18 protein-coding genes and 1 pseudogene are annotated in these 18838 nt (G+C 59.8%); 11 read left to right on the plus strand and 8 right to left on the minus strand.

Translation table 11 applies throughout. The features are described 5' to 3' along the window. Window positions 1-24 precede the first annotated feature (24 nt). Window positions 25-1488, plus strand: coding sequence for a glyceraldehyde-3-phosphate dehydrogenase (locus J3P81_RS09095; protein WP_420764673.1), 1464 nt, complete (start codon window positions 25-27; stop codon window positions 1486-1488). Window positions 1489-1547: 59 nt separating this feature from the next. On the opposite strand, the gene J3P81_RS09100 is transcribed toward J3P81_RS09095, so the two are convergent. After that, window positions 1548-2846 (minus strand): MFS transporter, encoded by a 1299-nt coding sequence (locus tag J3P81_RS09100; RefSeq protein ID WP_420764672.1) that lies wholly within the window; start codon window positions 2844-2846, stop codon window positions 1548-1550. 227 nt (window positions 2847-3073) lie between these two features. Here J3P81_RS09100 and J3P81_RS09105 point away from each other — a divergent pair, with 227 nt between their 5' ends. Both J3P81_RS09105 and sthA read left to right on the plus strand, forming a co-directional pair. Continuing rightward, the gene (locus J3P81_RS09105; RefSeq protein WP_434564092.1) at window positions 3074-4060 is read left to right on the plus strand and encodes an FAD:protein FMN transferase; all 987 of its coding nucleotides are present in this window, start codon (window positions 3074-3076) and stop codon (window positions 4058-4060) included. A gap of 415 nt (window positions 4061-4475) precedes the next feature. Next, window positions 4476-5870 (plus strand): Si-specific NAD(P)(+) transhydrogenase, encoded by a 1395-nt coding sequence (gene sthA / locus J3P81_RS09110; RefSeq protein WP_304553302.1) that lies wholly within the window; start codon window positions 4476-4478, stop codon window positions 5868-5870. Window positions 5871-5912: 42 nt separating this feature from the next. Here sthA and J3P81_RS09115 read toward each other — a convergent pair whose 3' ends face one another. Both J3P81_RS09115 and J3P81_RS09120 read right to left on the minus strand, forming a co-directional pair. After that, window positions 5913-6635, minus strand: a complete 723-nt coding sequence (locus J3P81_RS09115) for a glycerophosphodiester phosphodiesterase (RefSeq protein WP_434563286.1) — start codon at window positions 6633-6635, stop codon at window positions 5913-5915. Then, on the minus strand, window positions 6632-7228 hold the full coding sequence (locus J3P81_RS09120) for a PilZ domain-containing protein (RefSeq protein ID WP_434563288.1): 597 nt from the start codon (window positions 7226-7228) through the stop codon (window positions 6632-6634). The genes J3P81_RS09115 and J3P81_RS09120 overlap by 4 nt, the downstream gene beginning before the upstream one ends. 94 nt (window positions 7229-7322) lie before the next feature. Here J3P81_RS09120 and J3P81_RS09125 point away from each other — a divergent pair, with 94 nt between their 5' ends. The 5 genes and pseudogenes from J3P81_RS09125 to queF all read left to right on the plus strand — a co-directional run bounded on the left by J3P81_RS09125 (window position 7323) and on the right by queF (window position 11778). Further along, a complete protein-coding gene (locus tag J3P81_RS09125; RefSeq protein ID WP_434563290.1) occupies window positions 7323-8573 on the plus strand; it encodes a lipoprotein-releasing ABC transporter permease subunit in 1251 nt (416 codons plus the stop codon). Window positions 8574-8580: 7 nt separating this feature from the next. Then, window positions 8581-9264 carry a lipoprotein-releasing ABC transporter ATP-binding protein LolD gene (lolD, locus tag J3P81_RS09130; RefSeq protein WP_434563292.1) on the plus strand — a complete coding sequence of 228 codons (684 nt, stop codon included), beginning with the start codon at window positions 8581-8583 and terminating at the stop codon, window positions 9262-9264. Between the two features lie 63 nt (window positions 9265-9327). After that, a complete protein-coding gene (locus J3P81_RS09135; protein WP_434563294.1) occupies window positions 9328-10572 on the plus strand; it encodes a lipoprotein-releasing ABC transporter permease subunit in 1245 nt (414 codons plus the stop codon). Between the two features lie 131 nt (window positions 10573-10703). Further along, window positions 10704-10886: pseudogene (locus J3P81_RS09140) on the plus strand (cupredoxin domain-containing protein); the annotation flags it as partial. A 61-nt stretch (window positions 10887-10947) separates the two neighbouring features. Beyond that, window positions 10948-11778, plus strand: a complete 831-nt coding sequence (gene queF, locus J3P81_RS09145; protein WP_420764666.1) for an NADPH-dependent 7-cyano-7-deazaguanine reductase QueF — start codon at window positions 10948-10950, stop codon at window positions 11776-11778. 84 nt (window positions 11779-11862) lie between these two features. Here the strand turns inward: queF and J3P81_RS09150 are convergent, their stop codons facing one another. Next, window positions 11863-12129: a DUF4404 family protein gene (locus J3P81_RS09150; protein ID WP_420764665.1), complete on the minus strand. Its 267-nt coding sequence runs from the start codon at window positions 12127-12129 to the stop codon at window positions 11863-11865. A 109-nt stretch (window positions 12130-12238) separates the two neighbouring features. Further along, window positions 12239-12859 carry an HAD family phosphatase gene (locus J3P81_RS09155; RefSeq protein WP_434563296.1) on the minus strand — a complete coding sequence of 207 codons (621 nt, stop codon included), beginning with the start codon at window positions 12857-12859 and terminating at the stop codon, window positions 12239-12241. 201 nt (window positions 12860-13060) lie between these two features. Here J3P81_RS09155 and J3P81_RS09160 point away from each other — a divergent pair, with 201 nt between their 5' ends. From J3P81_RS09160 to rssC, 3 genes are all read left to right on the plus strand, one after another. Beyond that, on the plus strand, window positions 13061-13750 hold the full coding sequence (locus tag J3P81_RS09160; protein WP_420764663.1) for an MlaA family lipoprotein: 690 nt from the start codon (window positions 13061-13063) through the stop codon (window positions 13748-13750). 341 nt (window positions 13751-14091) lie between these two features. Next, window positions 14092-15273, plus strand: a complete 1182-nt coding sequence (gene rssB, locus J3P81_RS09165; RefSeq protein ID WP_039589103.1) for a two-component system response regulator RssB — start codon at window positions 14092-14094, stop codon at window positions 15271-15273. Next, a complete protein-coding gene (rssC, locus tag J3P81_RS09170; protein WP_420764662.1) occupies window positions 15273-15755 on the plus strand; it encodes an anti-sigma factor antagonist RssC in 483 nt (160 codons plus the stop codon). The genes rssB and rssC overlap by 1 nt, the downstream gene beginning before the upstream one ends. A gap of 145 nt (window positions 15756-15900) precedes the next feature. Here rssC and tal read toward each other — a convergent pair whose 3' ends face one another. The 3 genes from tal to J3P81_RS09185 all read right to left on the minus strand — a co-directional run bounded on the left by tal (window position 15901) and on the right by J3P81_RS09185 (window position 18815). Further along, the gene (gene tal / locus J3P81_RS09175) at window positions 15901-16827 is read right to left on the minus strand and encodes a transaldolase (RefSeq protein WP_420764661.1); all 927 of its coding nucleotides are present in this window, start codon (window positions 16825-16827) and stop codon (window positions 15901-15903) included. A gap of 178 nt (window positions 16828-17005) precedes the next feature. Next, window positions 17006-18001 (minus strand): tRNA dihydrouridine(20/20a) synthase DusA, encoded by a 996-nt coding sequence (dusA, locus tag J3P81_RS09180; protein WP_434563298.1) that lies wholly within the window; start codon window positions 17999-18001, stop codon window positions 17006-17008. A 91-nt stretch (window positions 18002-18092) separates the two neighbouring features. Then, window positions 18093-18815, minus strand: a complete 723-nt coding sequence (locus tag J3P81_RS09185) for a metallophosphoesterase (protein ID WP_420764659.1) — start codon at window positions 18813-18815, stop codon at window positions 18093-18095. Window positions 18816-18838 lie beyond the last annotated feature (23 nt).

Consider the following 18838-nt stretch of genomic DNA (forward strand, 5'->3'; position numbering starts at 1 on the left):
GTAGCCCCTTTTTTCAGCCCCTACATGTGGAAGGTTACCGTGACTCAGAAGCCCGACCAGTGTCTTGGTGAATGGATTGATCGTGAAGCACTCGCAGAAGCGATGATCCCTCTCATCGGTCAGCTCTACCGCAATAACAATGTGGTGAGCTCGATCTATGGCCGCAGCCTGATCAACCAGTCTGTCATCGCGATCCTCAAGGCCCACCGCTTTGCTCGCCACCGTTCTTCCGACGACAGCGAACTCTCCGTCCACGAAACATTCCCCCTGCTCAAGGCCATGAGCGAGCTCAAGCTCGGCGCGGCTTCGGTGGACCTGGGCAAGTTGGCGTTCAAATTCCGTAACGAAGGCAATGGCCGTAGCGCCGAGCAGTTCGTTCGCGAAGAGATGGCCGATGTGGTTGGTCAACAGAACGCTTCGCCGCGCAAAGGCACTGACGTCGTGCTCTACGGCTTTGGCCGTATCGGTCGTCTGCTGGCGCGCATCCTGATCGAGAAAACCGGTGGTGGCGACGGCCTGCGCCTGCGTGCCATCGTCGTGCGCAAAGGCGCCGAGAACGACCTGACCAAGCGCGCCAGCCTGCTGCGTCGCGATTCGGTCCACGGTTCGTTCAATGGCACCATTACCATCGACGAAGAAAACAACACCATCACCGCCAACGGCAACCTGATCCAGGTGATCTACGCGAAGAACCCGACCGAGGTGGATTACACCCAGTACGGCATCAAGGACGCGCTGCTGGTGGACAACACCGGCGTATGGCGTGACGCCGATGGCCTGGGCCAGCACCTGGCGTGCCCGGGTATCGACCGCGTTGTCCTGACCGCGCCTGGCAAGGGCAAGCTGAAGAACATCGTTCACGGTATCAACCACAACGAAATCACCGCTGACGACAAGATTGTGTCCGCCGCGTCCTGCACCACCAACGCCATCGTGCCGGTGCTCAAGGCCGTGAACGACAAGTTCGGCATCATCAACGGTCACGTCGAAACCGTTCACTCGTACACCAACGACCAGAACCTGATCGACAACTTCCACAAGGGCGATCGCCGTGGTCGTAGCGCCGCGCTGAACATGGTCATCACCGAGACCGGTGCCGCCACTGCTGCAGCCAAGGCCCTGCCTGAGCTGGCCGGCAAGCTGACCGGTAACGCGATCCGCGTGCCGACGCCGAACGTGTCGATGGCCATTCTCAACCTGAACCTTGAGAAAGCCGCGACTCGCGAAGAGATGAACGACTACCTGCGCTACATGGCGCTGCACTCCGATCTGCATAAGCAAATCGACTTCGTCAACTCGCAGGAAGTGGTGTCCACCGACTTCGTTGGCTCCCGCCACGCCGGTGTCGTCGACGCAGAAGCGACCATCGTCCAGGATAACCGTGTTGTCCTTTACGTCTGGTACGACAACGAGTTCGGTTACAGCTGCCAGGTGGTTCGTGTGATGGAAGACATGGCTGATGTGAATCCGCCTGCATTCCCGCGCTAAGCGTTAACTGCTTGTGAAAACGCCCCGACTTGTCGGGGCGTTTTTTTGCCTGGGATTTGTCAGGCGCCACCTACGGCAGAAGCTTGGGCGGTCCGCAGCTCATGCCGGTTACCCTTGAACAGCACCAAGGTCGCAATCAACCCCAACACCGCCGCGCCGCTGAGCCAGATTCCCGGTGCGGCCTTGTTGCCGAGCACGTGGATCAGGTAGGTGCAGGCCGCTGGGGTAAATCCGCCGAAGGTCGCGGTGGCGAGGCTATAGGCCAGGGAAAAACCAGTGGTACGCACCTCGACTGGCATGATTTCCGTCAAGGCCACGACCATTGCGCCGTTGTAGGATCCATACAGGAACGATAGCCACAACTCGACGATCAGCAGATGGCTGAAACTGGGGTTCGCCACCAGCCAGGACAGTGCTGGGTACGCGGTCAGGATCGCCAGGATCGTCGCACCGAGCAGTAGGGGTTTACGCCCGATCCTGTCGGAAAACGCGCCCATCACGGGCAGCCAGAAGAAGTTCGACAAGCCGATGCACACGGTGACTAATAGCGCGTCCAGGTCCGAAAGGTTCAATTCGGCCTTGCCGAAGGTCGGTGTGTAAGCCGTGATCAGGTAGAACGACACTGTGGTCATCACTACCAACGCCATGCCTGCCAATACGATGCCGAAGTTCTGACCGATGGAGCGGACAATTTCTGACAGGGTAGGGCGGTGTTTTCTGGCCTGGAATTCAGCCGTCTCCTCCAGGGAGCGGCGAATCACGAAGATGACCGGTACGATCAGACAGCCGACCAGGAACGGCACGCGCCAGCCCCATTCGCCCATCTCCTGGGGGCTCAGCCAATGATTGAGACCGACCCCCAGCAGACCGGCGAACACCACCGCGGCCTGTTGGCTGGCGGACTGCCAACTGACGAAAAAGCCCTTGCGCCCTGGCGTGGAAATTTCCGCCAGGTACACCGACACCCCACCCAGCTCCACGCCAGCGGAAAAGCCTTGCAGCAATCGACCCAGCAACACCAGTAACGGTGCCGCCACGCCCAATGTGGCGTAGCCCGGAACGCAGGCGATCAGCACCGTGCCGGCGGCCATCATCGCCAGGGTGATGATCAGGCCTTTGCGGCGGCCGTGGCGGTCGATGTAGGCGCCGAGGAAAATCGCGCCCAGCGGACGCATCAGGAATCCCGCGCCGAACGTGGCCAGGGACAGCATCAGCGAGGCAAAGGCGCTGTCTGTTGGGAAAAATGTCTTGGCGATGGCCGTGGCGTAGAAGCCGTAGACCATGAAGTCGAACATCTCGAGGAAGTTGCCGCTGACGACGCGGAAAATCGCCTTGCCGTTGCTCGTGTTGGAAGACATGGTTAAGTACCCACTTTGGCAAATCTTGTATGAAAACGCTGCAGCCCCTGTGGGAGCGAGCTTGCTCGTAATAGCGGTGTGTCAGGTAGCGCATTCTCGATGAGCCCCCGCCGCCGCGAGCAAGCTCGCTCCCACAGGTTTTTTGCGCGTGTCTGTAGCCCATAATGGCTGGCGCGGTTTTGTCGGGAGATGAAGATTTGTTAACTGGACGATGGATAGGGGGTGTGATGCTTGCTGGCGTGTTATCCGCTTGCGGCAACGGCGACACCTTGGAGCGCTTCGACGGCCCGACCATGGGCAGCCGCTATTCCATCCAGTACGTCAGGCATGTCGCTACCCCCGGTCCGAAAGTGGTGCAGGGCGAGGTGGAAAAGATCCTGGCCGAAGTAGATAGACAGTTGTCCACCTATCGCAGTGACTCGGACATCGAGCGTTTCAATACGATGCCTGCTGATAGTTGCCGAGTGATGCCGGAGCCAGTGCTCGAGCTGATCCGAGCGGGCGAGCAACTCTCCTCGCAAAGCGCAGGCGCCTTCGATTTGACGGTTGAGCCTTTATTGAACCTGTGGGGGTTCGGTCCGCAGTCCCGGGAAGAAAAGGTGCCGAGCGCCGAGGCCCTGGCCGAAACTCGTCAGCGCGTAGGTCATAGACATCTGCGCATTGAGCGCGACCAACTGTGCAAGGACGCCGCGGTGGAAGTCGATTTCAACAGCATCGCGGCCGGTTACGCCGTCGACCGCATCGCCGCCAGGCTTCAGGCCCTGGGCATCGACAGCTACCTGGCCGAAGCCACCGGTGAACTCAAGGCTATCGGGCGCAAGCCGGATGGTTCGCCCTGGCGCATCGCTCTGGAAGAACCACGGGACGACCGGCAAGTGGCGGAGCGGGTCATCGAGGTCAACGGCTACGGGATTTCAACGTCAGGTGATTACCGAAAATACTTCGAGCAGGGCGGCAAGCGTTATTCCCACACCTTTGATGCGCGTACTGGTGCGCCGGTCCTACACAACCTGGCGTCCGTCACGGTGATTCATCCTTCGGCGATGATGGCCGATGGACTATCGACGCTGTTGCTGATTCTCGGTCCTGAACGAGGTTGGGACTATGCCCAGGAACATGGCGTCGGGGTATTTTTCGTATTGCGGGATGGGGAGCGTTTCGTCAGCCGCACCAACGACATCTTTGAACGGATGACCCGTGGAAAAAACCAATGACCATTAAAGTGGAATTACCGTGGCGAGGGAGCTTGCTCCCGCTTGAGTGCGAAGCGCTCACAAAAATGGAGGGGGCGCTACGCACCCCAGCGGGAGCAAGCTCCCTCGCCACATGATCCAAGTGTACTTGAGATCAGTGTCATGCAATGACAGGGTGCTGAAAGGCTCCCGTGGCGAAATAGCGCAGGCAAAGGGGGCATTCTCAATTAATTTACCCACAACGCGGTGGGGAAACTAATTGAGAACGCCCCCTAGCCTACGACGCGACCAAGGGGTAATGTGCGCGGCGTTGACGCTTCTATAGACTGTGGCCGGGCGCGTGAACCGGCCCCAAATTGTTCCTTCATGCCGCCGGTCGGCATGATTTAGCCGTCGGTGCCAAGCGTGGCATCGCGGCCTGTTCTGAGGAGTACGCATGGCTGTCTACAACTACGACGTGGTAGTACTGGGTTCCGGCCCTGCTGGGGAAGGCGCGGCAATGAACGCTGCCAAGGCAGGGCGCAAAGTGGCGATGGTCGACAGCCGTCGGCAGGTCGGCGGCAACTGCACCCACTTGGGTACCATCCCGTCCAAGGCCTTGCGTCACTCGGTCCGGCAGATCATGCAGTTCAACACCAACCCGATGTTCCGGGCCATCGGCGAGCCGCGCTGGTTCTCCTTTCCGGACGTGCTCAAGAGCGCCGAGAAGGTGATCTCCAAGCAAGTGGCCTCGCGTACCGGCTACTACGCTCGCAACCGTGTCGATGTGTTCTTCGGCACTGGCAGCTTCGCCGACGAGCAGACTGTCGAAGTAGTCTGTGGCAATGGCGTGGTCGAGAAGCTGGTGGCCAAGCACATCATCATCGCCACCGGTTCGCGCCCATATCGTCCGGCTGATATCGATTTCAACCACGCACGTATCTACGATAGCGACACTATCCTGAGCCTGGGTCACACCCCACGTAAGCTCATCGTCTACGGCGCCGGGGTGATCGGTTGCGAATACGCCTCGATCTTCAGCGGCCTGGGCGTGCTGGTGGAGCTGGTGGACAACCGCGGCCAGTTGCTGAGCTTCCTTGACTCGGAAATCTCCCAGGCCTTGAGCTACCACTTCAGCAACAACAACATTACCGTGCGCCACAACGAGGAATACGACCGCGTGGAAGGCGTCGACAACGGTGTGATCCTGCACCTCAAGTCTGGCAAGAAGATCAAGGCCGACGCCTTGCTCTGGTGCAACGGCCGTACCGGCAACACGGACACCCTGGGCCTGGAGAACATTGGCGTAAAGGTCAACAGCCGTGGCCAGATCGAGGTCGACGAGAACTACCGCACCTGCGTACCGAATATCTACGGTGCCGGTGATGTGATCGGATGGCCGAGCCTGGCCAGTGCCGCCCACGACCAGGGCCGTTCGGCCGCCGGCAGTATTGTCGACAACGGCAGCTGGCGCTTCGTCAACGATGTACCGACTGGCATCTACACCATTCCAGAGATCAGCTCGATCGGCAAGAACGAGCAGGAACTGACCCAGGCCAAGGTGCCTTATGAAGTGGGCAAGGCCTTTTTCAAGAGCATGGCGCGGGCACAGATCGCCGGCGAGCCGCAAGGCATGCTGAAGATCCTCTTCCATCGCGAGACGCTGGAAGTGCTCGGCGTGCACTGCTTCGGCTACCAGGCGTCGGAGATCGTTCACATCGGCCAGGCGATCATGAACCAGCCGGGCGAACTGAACACGTTGAAATACTTCGTGAACACCACGTTCAACTACCCGACCATGGCTGAAGCCTATCGGGTAGCCGCCTATGACGGGCTCAACCGGCTTTTTTGAGCGGCTCCGGCCGGTGGCCTGAGCCGGCCGGGGAGACCGATTTCAGCAATTCTCGAGGGTGGCAGTGGCCAAACCGGGAAAGTCTGTAATCAGGCTGTCAGCGCCAAAGTCGGCGAGCCTGCGCATGAGCGCGGGCTCGTTGACCGTCCACACCGACACATGCAGCCCCTGGCGCTGCGCCTTGATAAGGCGTTCCGGCGTGCACAGGGTCCAGTTCAGCGCCAGAATCTCGCAGCCATAACTCTGGGCGACCTTCAACGGATCGAGCCAGGCGTATTCGGCCACCAGTCCGCGGGAAATGTCCGGGGTCAGGTCCAAGGCCGCCTTGAGCACTTCCCGGGAACTGGAGGTGATGGTGATCTTATCCAGCAGCCCGAAGCGTTGGGCCATCTCGCGAATGCCCAGCACGGTCGCGGCGGCGCGGGTGCGTGACGCGCTTTTCACTTCAAGTTGCCAGTGCTCGAAATCGCATTGCTCGAACAGCTCTTCCAGCCGAGGAATCGGGCACGGCTTGATCCAGCCTGGGCCACCTTTGCGCGCATCGTAGGTCACCAGTTCGGCGGCGGTGTGTTCGACGACCTTGCCCCGGCGATCGGTGGTGCGCTTGAGGGTCGGGTCGTGGATCACCATCAACTCGCCGTCCATGGACAGGTGCAAGTCCAGCTCGCAACGGCGCACGCCGTGCTTGAGGCATTCCTGGAACCCGGTGAGGGTATTTTCCGGTGCTTCGCCCTTGGCGCCGCGGTGGCCATAGATGAGGGTCACGGTTCTTCCTTATTGATGCCAGATTCGTTCAGTTCCCGCGCCAGGCGCCGTTCTTGCGCCTGTTTTTGCAGGATGTAGCGGGCCAGCAATTGGCGCTGGGCGTCGGTCGGGTGTTCAAACTCTGTTCCCACGTCGTAGCCATCGCCCTTGGGATCGCAATGCGTGACGCGGGCTCGGAGCAACAGGCCCAGGGCCTGGGGCATCAGCACCAGCTTGATCGACAGGTGCGCGCCGACCGCAACGGGGGAGGGGTATTGGAAATCAATGCCGCCTTCGGAGATGATCACAGGCTGTGGTTCGCCGATTTCGCCAAGCACGGTCACCGCGATGACCTGGCTGAGCAAGTCGATGCGTTTGTTCATGGCCTTCAGGTAGGCGGCGATGCTGCGTTCGCGCTCGCTGATCTGGCGCAACAGGTGCTGTGACTCGAATTCGCTCAGGTGCAATTCGCTGAGCAGATTGAACAATGGGGACTCATCCTGCAACACTTCCTGGCTGGCGGCTTCAGGAACGGACAGGGGCCGAATTTCCAGTGCGATCGTGTCCTCGATACGGTAGTATTCGCGGCGATCTTCTTCATCTAATGTCGACATGGCGAACCCATGGTAGCGGCGGTGGTCTGAGTGTAAAGCTGGTTTGTGACCCCCGCCACAAGGACGTTCCTTTTCCCTCCGAACAAGCCCCGACATGTTCAGACCTCTCTTCGTATTCATCGGCACGCGTTATACCCGTGCAAAGCGTCGCAATCATTTCGTATCGTTCATTTCCCTGACGTCCATCATCGGACTGGCCCTTGGCGTGGTCGTGATGATCGTCGTGTTGTCGGTGATGAACGGCTTCGATCATGAAATGCGCACCCGCGTGCTGGGCATGGTGCCTCACGCGACCCTCGAAACCGGCGAAGCCATCAGCGATTGGCCGAGCCTGGCCGCCAACGTCAAGCGGAACCCGCAGGTGCTGGCCGTGGCGCCTTTCACGCAGATGCAGGGGCTGCTGACCAACGACGGCAAGGTTTCCAAGGTCTTGCTCAACGGCATCGACCCCGGGCTGGAGCGGCAGGTGTCGATCATCGACAACTTCATGAAGCAGGGCAAACTCGACGACCTGGCGCCAGGCAGCTTCGGCATCGTGATCGGCGACAAAGCCGCGGCCAAGCTCGGCGTGGCCATCGGCGACAAGCTGACCTTCGTCGCGCCGGAAGTCACCGTCACCCCGGGCGGCATGTTCCCGCGCATGAAACGCTTTACCGTGGTCGGAATCTTCCATGTCGGCGCCGGCGAGCTGGACGGCTACCTGGGCGTGACCAATCTCCAGGATCTCGCCCGCCTGCATCGCTGGAAACCGGACCAGGTCCAAGGCCTGCGATTGAAGTTCGATGACCTGTTCCAGGCGCCACGTGTTGCCTGGAACATTGCCCAGCAACTCGGCGAAGACCGTTACTACGCCCGCGACTGGACCCGCACACACGGCAACCTGTACCAGGCGATCCGCATGGAAAAAGCCATGATCGGCCTGCTGCTGTTGCTGATTGTCGCCGTGGCGGCGTTCAACATCATCTCGACGCTGGTGATGGTGGTGAACGACAAGAAGGGCGATATCGCCATCCTGCGTACCCTCGGCGCCACGCCGGGGCAGATCATGCGCATCTTCATGGTCCAGGGCACCGTCATTGGCGTTATCGGTACGTTCGTCGGGGCCCTGGTCGGAATGTTCGCCGCGTTGAATGTCAGCGCCGCGATTGCCGGTCTCGAAACCCTGATCGGGCACAAGTTTCTCAACGCCGACGTGTACTTCATCGATTACTTGCCCTCGCAATTGCAGGCCGATGACGTGTTGATGGTCTGCGGCGCCGCGTTGATCCTGAGTTTCCTCGCCACCCTGTATCCAGCCTGGCGTGCCGCGCGCACCCAGCCTGCGGAGGCGTTACGTTATGAGTGAGTCGGGCATGAGTGAAAAAGCAATCTTGAGTTGCCGCGACCTGGGCAAATCCTATGAGGAAGGCCCGGAGTCGGTGGTGGTGTTGTCGGGCCTGCAGCTGGAGCTGCATCCCGGCGAGCGCGTGGCGATCGTCGGAACTTCCGGCTCGGGCAAAAGCACCTTGCTGAACCTGCTCGGTGGCCTCGATACGCCCACCGCCGGCAGTGTCTGGCTGGCGGGCGAAGAACTCTCGGCATTGAATGAGAAAGCCCGCGGCCTGTTGCGTAACCGTTCCCTGGGTTTCGTCTATCAGTTCCACCATCTGCTGCCCGAGTTCACGGCCCTGGAAAACGTCTGCATGCCGCTGTTGATCGGTCGCACGGCGATTCCCGAGGCCCGTCAGCGCGCCACTGCACTGTTGGAGCGGGTAGGGCTGGGGCATCGCCTGGAGCACAAGCCGGCCGAACTGTCCGGTGGCGAGCGTCAGCGCGTGGCGATTGCCCGCGCCCTGGTCAACAAGCCCGGTCTGGTGATGCTCGACGAGCCGACCGGCAACCTCGATTCCCACACCGCCCAGGGCATCCAGGACTTGATGCTGGAGCTCAGCACCTCGATGCGAACGGCGTTCCTGGTGGTGACCCATGATATGAACCTGGCCCGCCAGATGGACCGCGTCCTGCACTTGCAGGAAGGTTGCCTGACGCCCATCTGATCGACCGAAACCCGGCGCTTGCCGCAAGCGCCGGGTCTTTTATTTTCATACGGTGCCCAACGAATGTTCAGACCGTTATCGATTTTCATCGGCACGCGCTATACCCGCGCCAAGCGCCGCAATCGTTTTGTCTCGTTCATTTCCATGACATCGATGATCGGCCTCGCCCTCGGCGTACTGGCGATGATCGTCGTGTTGTCGGTGATGAATGGCTTCCAGCGCGAAATGAGTTCGCGCATCCTCGGCATGGTTCCGCACGCCACCATCGTTGGCGTTAACCCGATCGATGACTGGCAGCCAGTGGCCGCCGCCGCATTGAAAAATCCTGAAGTCCTCGCGGCCGTTCCGTTCACCGAGATGGAAGGCATGCTGAGCCATAAAGGTTCGATGCAGCCGATCCAGATCAGCGGCGTGGACCCGGCCCAGGAAGGCAAGGTTTCCATCGTCGCCCAGCACATCGTCCAGGGCCGTCTCGACGCCCTGGAACCGGGGGAGTTTGGCGTGGTGATCGGCGAGATCACTGCCCGGCGCTTCCGCCTGAACGTGGGCGATAAACTGACCCTGATCGTGCCGGAAGTCAGCACCGCGCCTGGTGGCATCACGCCACGGATGCAGCGGCTGAATGTGGTCGGCGTGTTCAAGGTCGGCGCCGAGCTGGACGGCTCCATGGCGCTGATCCACCTGGCTGACGCCGCGCAGATGCAGCACTGGCAGCCGAACCAGGTGCAAAGCGTGCGCCTGGCGGTGAAGGACTTGTACGCGGCGCCGAAAGTCTCGGGTGATATCGCCAACGGTCTTGGCGCCAGCTACAAGGCCGACGACTGGACTCACACCCAGGGCAGCCTGTTCAGCGCCATGAAAATGGAAAAGACCATGATTGGCTTGCTGTTGCTGATGATCGTCGCGGTGGCGGCGTTCAACATCATCGCCACGTTGATCATGGTGGTGAACGATAAAGGCGCCGACATCGCCATCCTGCGCACCATCGGCGCCACGCCGCGGCAGATAATGGCGATCTTCATGGTCCAGGGAACGGTGATCGGCATCGTCGGCACGCTCATTGGCGGCGTGCTGGGCGTGATCGCCGCGTTGAACGTCAGTGAGCTGGTGGGTTGGCTGGAGCGGGTCAGCGGTCAGCACATCTTCAGTTCCGATGTGTATTTCGTCAGCAACCTGCCGTCTGAGCTTCAGCGTGGCGACGTGGTGCTGATCTGTTCTGCCGGGTTCATCCTCAGCTTCCTCGCCACCGTGTACCCGGCGTGGCGCGCGGCGAAGATCGAACCGGCGCAGGCGTTGCGGTATTCCTGAGGCTGGACCGGCTTTCGTGGCGAGGGAGCTTGCTCGCGCTGGGCTGCGCCGCAGCCCCAAAATTTCACTCATCCAAGTGATGAGCAGCGTTTGGATTGATGCCGACCACGATGAAGCCGGAGTTGGATCGTGCCGCCATGGGCCACGGCGAGGCGAAGATGCGCCACGATGATCCCAACAGCGTGCTGGTGGAGCCGGGCAAGACCGCCGAGCTGACCTGGACCTTCAGCAAGGCCACGCGCCTGGAATTCGCCTGTAATGTTCCCGGCCATTACCAGGCTGGCATGAGGGGCGAGCTGACAGTCAGTCAGTAAGCACTCAAAGGCTGCGGCAAAGACTGGTAGAATCCGCTGATTCTTCAGTCAGGTTTCCGTCATGCATCCCGCAGCCGAACATTCCCCGCTGGGCAAATCCAGCGAATACATCGCCACGTACACGCCGTCATTGCTGTTCCCGATTCCGCGCGCCGCGAAGTGGGCGGAGCTGGGCCTGACGGCCGAGACCCTGCCGTACAAAGGCGTGGATTTCTGGAACTGTTTCGAATTGTCCTGGCTGTTGCCTTCCGGCAAGCCGGTGGTGGCCATCGGCGAGTTCGCCATCGCGGCGGATTCGCCGAACATTATCGAGTCCAAATCCTTCAAGCTTTACTTGAACTCGTTGAACCAGACCCCATTCACCGACACCGCGAGCCTGGAAGCGACCTTGCGTCAGGACCTTTCGGCGGCTGCCGGCAAGCCAGTGGGTGTGCGGATCCGCAGTCTCAAGGATGTGGAAAACGAAGGCATCGTGGCGCTGCCCGGTGCTTGCATCGACGAATTGGACATCAGCGTCGATTCCTATGAGCACCCGCGCCCGGAACTGTTGCGTTGCGATGACTCGCGCATCGTCGAGGAAAGCCTGCACAGCCATTTGCTCAAGTCCAACTGCCCGGTGACGAGCCAGCCGGATTGGGGCAGCGTAGCGGTGGAGTATCGCGGCGCTGCGTTGGATCATGCGAGCTTGTTGGCCTACATCGTCAGCTTTCGCCAGCACTCGGATTTCCATGAGCAGTGCGTGGAGCGGATCTTCCTCGACCTGCAGCGCTTGCTCAAGCCGGAGAAACTGACGGTGTATGCGCGGTATGTGCGGCGTGGTGGGCTGGACATCAATCCGTATCGCAGCACCGACGAGGTGCAATTGCCGAACCATCGGCTGGTCCGCCAATGACATCTTGACTGTGGGATTGCATTTCAATTCGTAAACATTAAAAAGCCCTGCTGGCGATAGCAGGGCTTTCTGCGTTTCAAGGGTTTAGATCCCCATGCCGCCCAAGGTAATGACGATATTGCGCAGTGTTCCGGCGATCGTTGGGTGCTCCACTTCAAAACGCTCTACGGCCAGGTTTACGCCGTCGACCAGGTTGTTGTCCTGAAGCTGGTTTTCCAGTTCGATCTGAGATTCGATCTCTGCCATCAACTTGTGCAGATGTTCGCGATCTGGCTCAGACAGCGGCGGGTCCTGTTCCAATTGCTCGCGCAAGGTATCGAGTTGTTCTTGCAATTCCCGGCTGGCAGGCATTGGCGTACTCCCTTTATTGATAGGCACAGTCATGGACCGCGACGCTGCGTCAAAGGTCCTTGGCCTGCCTTAAGAGTAATCCACACTCACGCTCCCTGCATGATCCGGCTCAGGGCTTCTCGCCTTTTTGTCTGCGCAGGTTGATGTCGGCCAGGCAAGTCTCCAATTCGCCCAGGTGGTCGATCACCGAATGCACGCCGAGGCTGAAGAGCTGCACCGTGGCCTTGGCCCGTTTGATTTCCCGTTCCTGCTGGCTCAGGGCTTGCCATTCGGAAGGGGACAGCCCGCACAATGAGCCGCAGGACGCCAGTCCAATGGTCCACAACCCGGCGTTGAGCCCGGACTGCAACAACTTGGGTTCGCCACTGACCAACACGCAGCCGTCCAATTGTTGGACGTTCAGCGCCATGAGGGCTTGCCAGCAGGCATGCGGCGCCGGCCAAGGTTGATTTGTTGCCGGAAGTTGCGGCGCCTTGATGGACGCAGGCAACGTAGTCGCCAGGCCATGGCTGACGGCGGGGGGCAGGTCGTCGAGCCAGGCGCAGGGGATATCCAGATGCTGCAAGCGTTGCAGGCTTTCCAGCGCGCCTGGGGTCGGATGGGCATGATCCGATGGCTGGGTGCCTGGCTGGCGTACGCGCGCCCCGAAATCCACCAGGCATCCACTCAGGCCAAACAGTACGGCGGTAAGGCTGGGGGCAGGGAGGGGCAGTGCTTCGGCGCGCGGCATGGGAACGTCCTTGAAATAACCAGCAGCCTAGCGAGCGCGGATGACAGTCCGGTGACAGCACCATGATGCGAGTTAGTTGTGGAATATTCCTACAGCGAGCTTCTTGCTTCAGTGCTGCCTATCCACGTTTTCCGTCTTATACTAGCGGCCTTACCGCCTGGGCTCGGCGCCCTTGCCTGAATAATCCAAGGAGTTTTCCCTATGCGCTGGAGCCATCGTCTAGCTCAGCTGTGTCTATCTGCCAGTATCCTGCTGGTACCGTTTGCCGCCCAGGCCGCCACGGAAGAAGATCCATGGGAAAGCATCAACCGTCCAATCTTCACCTTCAACGACACCATTGATACCTATGCGCTCAAACCGCTGGCCCAGGGTTATCAGTACGTGACGCCGCGATTCCTCGAAGACGGCATCCACAACATGTTTCGCAACATCGGTGACGTGGGCAACCTGGCCAACGACCTGTTGCAAGCCAAACCGGCCGCTGCGGGAGTCGACACAGCCCGTTTGATTTTCAATACCACGTTCGGTCTCCTGGGGTTTTTCGACGTGGGCACCAAGATGGGCCTGCAACGTAACGACGAAGATTTCGGCCAGACCCTCGGGTATTGGGGGCTGGGCAGCGGACCGTACCTGATGCTGCCGCTGCTGGGGCCGAGTACCCTGCGTGACGCGCCGGCCAAGTGGGTCGACAGCTACGCCACCCCTTACCCTTATATCGATAATGTCTCGGTCCGCAATTCGATCTGGGGCCTGAACATCGTCGACACCCGTGCCAGCCTGCTCTCGGCGGAAAAGCTCGTCAGCGGCGACAAGTATGTGTTCATCCGCAATGCCTTCCTGCAAAACCGCGAATTCAAGGTCAAGGATGGTCAAGTCGAAGATGATTTTTGATTTCCAATTGTAAGTTGCGGAGGCGGCCCAGATGGCCGCCTTCTTTGCTTTGGTAGGGTTCAAGCGCAGATTTGTCCTTCCATTGAGTTACGCTTCGCTCGGTTCTTATAACTCTCCGTGCTTTGACAAATAAAGACGGCAAGCGGCGATTCGCATGAGCTTGAAACGCCCCGCGGATGGGAGTACCGTCTGCGCCTTAGAAGGGCACCTCTGGTGTAACCGTGTGTAGGGCGAAGGCCTGAAGCCGGTACGGCAGAGAGGCTAGAAAGCGAATCCAGTAGTGCGCGCAGGCCCAACGCCAAGCCCGCTACGCCAACCTAATTCTGGCGCCGTTTGCCCACATGCCAAAAACCAGTGCCACGCTGCTGATAATCGATGATGACGAAGTGGTGCGAGCCAGTCTCGCGGCCTACTTGGAAGACAGTGGTTTCAGCGTCTTGCAGGCCAGTAACGGCCAACAGGGTCTTCAGGTATTCGAGCAGGAGAAGCCCGACCTGGTCATCTGCGACCTGCGCATGCCGCAGATGGGCGGACTCGAACTCATTCGCCAGGTCACCGAGCTGTCGTCGCAGACCCCGGTCATCGTCGTTTCGGGCGCGGGTGTGATGAACGACGCGGTCGAGGCGTTGCGCCTGGGCGCGGCGGACTACCTGATCAAGCCCCTCGAAGACCTCGCGGTGCTTGAGCACTCGGTGCGCCGAGCCCTGGATCGCTCGCGACTGCTGGTGGAGAACCAGCGCTACAGGGAAAAGCTGGAGACCGCCAATCGCGAGCTCGAAGCCAGCCTGAACCTGTTGCAAGAGGACCAGAACGCCGGGCGCCAGGTGCAGATGAACATGCTGCCGGTGAGCCCCTGGACGGTCGATGGTTTCCGTTTTGCCCATCAGATCATACCGTCGTTGTACCTGTCGGGGGACTTCGTCGATTATTTTCGTGTAGATGAGCGTCGCGTGGCGTTCTACCTGGCGGACGTTTCCGGGCACGGTGCTTCGTCGGCGTTCGTCACGGTGTTGCTGAAGTTCATGACCACGCGCCTGCTGTTCGAATCCAAGCGCAACGGCACATTGCCGGAATTCAAGCCTTCGGAGGTCCTTGGGCATATCAACCGGGGCCTGATCAGTTGTAAGCTGGGCAAGCACGTCACGATGGTCGGTGGAGTCATCGACGAGGAGACTGGTTTGTTGACCTATAGCATCGGCGGTCACCTGCCGTTGCCTGTGTTGTATACACCAGACAGTGTTCGTTACCTGGAAGGGCGTGGTTTGCCGGTAGGCCTGTTCAACGAGGCGACCTATGAGGACCACGTATTGGAGCTGCCACCGACATTCAGCCTGACGCTGATGTCTGATGGCATTCTGGACCTTTTGTCAGAGCCTACACTCAAAGAGAAAGAAGCGGCCTTGCCCGAGCGGGTGAGTGCAGCGGGCGGCAGCCTGGAAGGCCTGCGGCAAGTGTTTGGATTAGCCACGCTAGGGGAGATGCCGGATGATATCGCCCTGTTAGTGTTGAGCAGGAACCTTTGATGAGTACCGGTAGAATCCAGTTCGCCGAGCAGGACGGCACTTTTGTCCTGAAGTTTGTCGGTGAGGTGCGCCTGACCTTGTGTTCGGCGCTGGATGCGACAATAGAAAAGATCTTCACCGCGCTGAATTTCAGCGCCATCGTGATCGACCTGACCGAAACCCGCAGCATCGACAGCACTACGCTGGGCCTACTGGCCAAGCTGTCGATCCTGTCGCGGCAGAAAGTCGGCCTGCTGCCGACTGTCGTCACTACCCACAACGACATCACCCGTCTTCTGCAATCGATGGGTTTCGACCAGGTGTTCAACATCGTCGGCGATCCGGTGCCATGCCCCGATTGCCTGGACGACCTGCCTGACCAGGACCAATCCGAGGAAGAAGTGCGGATCAAGGTACTCGAAGCCCACAAGATCCTCATGGGGCTGAACGACTCCAATCGCGAAGCGTTCCATGACCTGGTGAATGCGCTGGAGCGGCCTTGATTCTTGAGCCTGCGTAGGCCGGACTGACGCTTTCTCGAGCCTGCTTGCGAATGGCCTGGTCAGACGCCAGATTTCTCAGGCCGAGCCGCATAAAAAAAGGGCGAACCCATCAAGGTTCGCCCTTTTGCATGCCTTGCGAATCAGCTCAAAGCTTGGCTTGCAGCAACGCTTCCAGCTTCTCCTGGTCACGAGCGAACTGACGGATGCCTTCAGCCAGTTTCTCGGTCGCCATGGCGTCTTCGTTGGACAACCAGCGGAACTGGGGCTCATTGAGGCTCAGGCGAGCTTCTCCAGCTTGCCCAGGTGCCAGTTTGCGCTCCAGCTTGCCTTCGTCGGCGGCCAGTTTCTCCAGCAGCTCAGGGCTGACAGTCAAGCGATCGCAACCGGCCAATTGCTCGATCTGGTTGAGGTTGCGGAAGCTCGCGCCCATAACCACGGTCTTGTAGTCATTGGCCTTGTAATAGTTGTAGATGCGCGTCACGGACTGTACGCCCGGATCATCGGCGCCGGTGTAGTCGTTGCCGTTGGCCTTCTTGTACCAATCGTAGATACGGCCCACGAACGGCGAGATCAGGAAAACCCCGGCATCTGCACAGGCAGCGGCCTGGGCGAAGGAGAATAGCAGGGTCAGGTTGCACTGGATGCCTTCGCGCTCCAGTTTCTCGGCAGCGCGGATGCCTTCCCAGGTCGAAGCGATCTTGATCAGCACGCGGTCACGGCCAACGCCGGCCTTTTCGTACAGATCGACCAGCCGATGCGCGCGCTTGAGCATGGCTTCGGTATCGAACGAAAGGCGTGCATCCACTTCGGTGGAAATGCGCCCCGGAATCACTTTCAGGATTTCCTGGCCCACCGCAACACCAAAGCGGTCGCTGGCCAGGCCCACGTCGCCCTTGCAGTCCGCCACGCAAGCGTTCAGCAGCTCGGCATAACCGTGGATGGCCGAAGCCTTGAGCAGCAGGGATGGGTTGGTGGTGGCGTCGACGGGTTTGATGCGGGCGATGGCTTCGAAGTCGCCCGTATCGGCCACGACGGTGGTGAACTGCTTGAGTTGTTCCAGCTTGGAAGTCATGAGCGTGCTCTGTCCTATGGGTCCGTTGACATTACCCGAGGGCCGGCAGCCACTCAAGGGCGTGAAGAGGTATCGATGGCCCCAGCGGCAACAACCTGAAAACGGGTGTTTGAAAGGCCGGGGCAACTACCGGTAGATACGATGCCAAAACAGCGCGCAGGTTCAAAGCAAGTGATGGTTAACGCCCTTCCAGCAACTGGCCCGCCTGATCGAGCAAGGCCAACGGATCCTTGGTCTTGTGGATATCCACCGACAACAACTGCCGGAACCGCCGCGCGCCCGGGAACCCAGTGCCCAGCCCCAGCACGTGACGGGTGATGTGGTGCATGGCACCGCCTTGTGCCAAGTGATCGGCAATATAAGGCCGCAGCAGTGCCAAGGCCTCGGCACGAGTAACGAGCGGCGCAGTGCTGCCGAACAACTGTTGGTCCACTTCGGCCAGCAGATACGGGTTGTGGTACGCCTCGCGGCCCAGCATGACACCATCGAACGTTTGCAGATGTTCGTGGCAGGCCTCCAGTGTCTTGATTCCACCGTTGAGTACGATCTCCAGCTCAGGGAAGTCCGCTTTCAATCGGGCCACCACGTCATAGCGCAATGGCGGAATGTCGCGATTCTCCTTCGGCGACAACCCCTCCAGGATCGCAATCCGTGCATGCACGGTAAAACTGTTGCAACCGGCGTCACGCACGGTCCCGACGAACTCGCACAATTGCTCATAACTGTCGCGACCATTGATCCCGATCCGATGCTTGACCGTCACCGGAATCGACACGGCGTCGCGCATCGCTTTCACGCAATCGGCCACCAATTCCGGATGCCCCATCAAGCAGGCGCCGATCATGTTGTTCTGCACCCGGTCGCTTGGGCAGCCGACGTTGAGATTCACCTCGTCGTAGCCATGTTCCTGGGCCATTCGGGCGCAGGCCGCCAAGTCGCCGGGGACGCTGCCGCCCAGTTGCAGGGCCAGCGGATGCTCGGTTTCATGGTGGCGCAGGAAGCGTTCGTGGTCGCCGTTGAGCAAGGCACCGGTGGTGACCATTTCGGTGTAAAGCAGGGCGTGCTTGGAGAGGATGCGTAGGAAGAAGCGACAGTGGGCGTCGGTCCAATCCATCATCGGGGCCACGCTGAAGCGGCGGGAAACGGACTGTCGCAAAGTTTCTTGAAGAGGCATGGGAATCTGGAGGCAAATGCGGAGGCCGCACAGTTTATCAGGTATGGGGCGGCAGCGAATGCATTCAGCCCGGACTAGGCAGCCCACCCATTCACTGCGTCATGCCTATGCTGAAAACCGATTGGCTGCCGATTTCCATGAGGCTCAGTGCTCCGTCGGAAAAGGAGCAGCCAGTATCCATGTAGACAACATTGCCGAGGCGGGTGACGCGCGGGACTGATGAGTGTCCGACATAAACTTCGTGGATGCCTTTGATTGGAGTCGGGTCCTGCTGTTCGATTTTGTCCCGGGCATAAAGGGCTTGCGCCAAGGCTTGTTGTTCGGACTGCTTTCCTCGCGTTCCGGTAATGGCTTCCTTCGCATTCTGCCATTCATTTTCAAGCCCGACAGCTGGCGCTTGGGCATGTACTATCCCAACTGTTTTATCGTCGGATAACTTAACTTCAATAATGATCGGAAGTTGCTGAAGCGCTGCTAGAAGTTGCTCCTGGGTGGTCGGGCTCAACTCATAGAGCCAGGCGCCGCCGTTGCGGATGTGCCTGTGTCTGTCTCCGTGGCCGCAGATACCATCGATAACCATTTGCTCATGGTTGCCGCGTACCGCATGAAACCAGGGTTGCCCAAGCCAATTCAATACGTCCTCTGAGTCGGGACCGCGATCGATGAGGTCCCCCACGGAAAAAACCCGGTCTACTTCGGTATTGAACTCGAGTTTCGCCAAGGCCCTTTCCAGAAGCTTGAAATGCCCGTGGACGTCGCCCACGACAAAGTCTCGGCCTCGTTCATTCGGGGGGAACGAGGCGGTCTGGTTCATACATCGTCTTTCGGCAGGGTTGG

It is taken from the genome of Pseudomonas sp. R1-6, assembly GCF_051132115.1.
Taxonomy (GTDB): domain Bacteria; phylum Pseudomonadota; class Gammaproteobacteria; order Pseudomonadales; family Pseudomonadaceae; genus Aquipseudomonas.